This window comes from Primorskyibacter aestuariivivens (assembly GCF_028023675.1).
Lineage (GTDB): Bacteria > Pseudomonadota > Alphaproteobacteria > Rhodobacterales > Rhodobacteraceae > Marinovum > Marinovum aestuariivivens.
On the sequence record NZ_JAQIOZ010000040.1, the window covers coordinates 1 to 1,273 of the forward strand.

The 1,273-nt window shown below is 57.6% G+C and carries 1 protein-coding gene; it reads right to left on the reverse strand.

All coding sequences use genetic code 11. The features are described 5' to 3' along the window. Positions 1 to 39 precede the first annotated feature (39 nt). A protein-coding gene (locus PGB28_RS21275) for an IS3 family transposase (protein WP_408636298.1) occupies positions 40 to 1,193 on the reverse strand; the annotation gives its coding sequence in 2 pieces (ribosomal slippage) (positions 40 to 932 and positions 932 to 1,193; 1,155 coding nt in all). Between the last annotated feature and the right edge of the window lie 80 nt (positions 1,194 to 1,273).

Genomic DNA, 1,273 nt, shown 5'->3' on the forward strand with positions numbered 1-1,273 from the left:
TGAGCTACTCCCCAGTGTTTGGACAGTGTTCAGCGTAAATTAAGCTACTCTTTGCTCCTGCTGACCTGATTGGGTTTCGTCTTTTCTTAGCCAGTAGACCACGGCTGGGGGTTTGCCGCCAAGGGCGGAGTGTGGGCGCTTTCGATTATAGAATTCGATCCATTTGCCGACACCGGCCTTGGCCTCTGATCCGGTCTCCCATGCGTGCAGGTAGACGCATTCGTATTTCAGGGATCGCCACAGTCGCTCGACGAAGATGTTGTCGAGGAACCGGCCCTTGCCATCCATTGAGATACGGACGCCGGATCGCCGCAAGCAATCGGTCCAGGCGAAGGACGTGAACTGCGAGCCTTGATCGGTGTTCATGATCTCGGGCGGGCCGAACTTGTGGATGGCTTCGTTCAGCGCCTCGACGCAGAAGTCGGCTTCCAGCGTGTTCGAGATGCGCCAGGCCAGAACCTTGCGCGTGTGCCAGTCCATGATGGCGACCAGATACAGGAACCCGCGCCGCATCGGCAGATAGGTGATGTCTGCGGCCCAGACCTGGTTGGGCCGATCCACCCGCAAACCGCGCAACAGATAGGGGTATGTTTTGTGCCCCTTCGCCGCCTTGCTCGTGTTGGGTTTCTGGTAGATCGGCATCAGGCTCATGAGGCGCATCAGCCGCCTAATCCGCTTTTCGTTGACCAGATGACCTTCATTGCGCAGGTGCCAGGTCATCTGCCGAACCCCGAAGAACGGCGTTTCCAGGAACTGCTCGTCGATCTGGCGCATCAGCATCAGGTTCAGCGCTGTCTCGCCCTTAGGCGTGTAGTAGAACGACGACCGCGAGATCGACAGCAAATTGCACTGCTTGCCGATGGACAGGTCGGGATTGGCGGGCTCAACCATCTTCCGTCTCACTTGCCGATCCACGGCTTGAGCTTTCGTGACAAAAAATCATTGGCCACGGCCAGCTCCCCGATCTTCGCGTGCAATTCCTTGACCTGCTCCTCGTCAATCTCAGGGGCTTTCTTGCTGCCGCGCTCAAATACGCCGGACGCACCTTCCAAGAGCGCCCGCTTCCAGCTGTGGATCATCGTCGGGTGAACGCCAAACCGGCTCGCAAGCTCGGCCACAGTCTTCTCACCCCTCAGCGACTCAAGCGCCACCTTCGCCTTGAACTCCGGCGAATGGTTCTTCCGTTTCGACATCTCTAATCTCCTTATCGTCGAAGACCAGCAGACAACAAATCGTAGCTTACGTCAGTGTCCGAATTTCAGGGGGTAGCTCA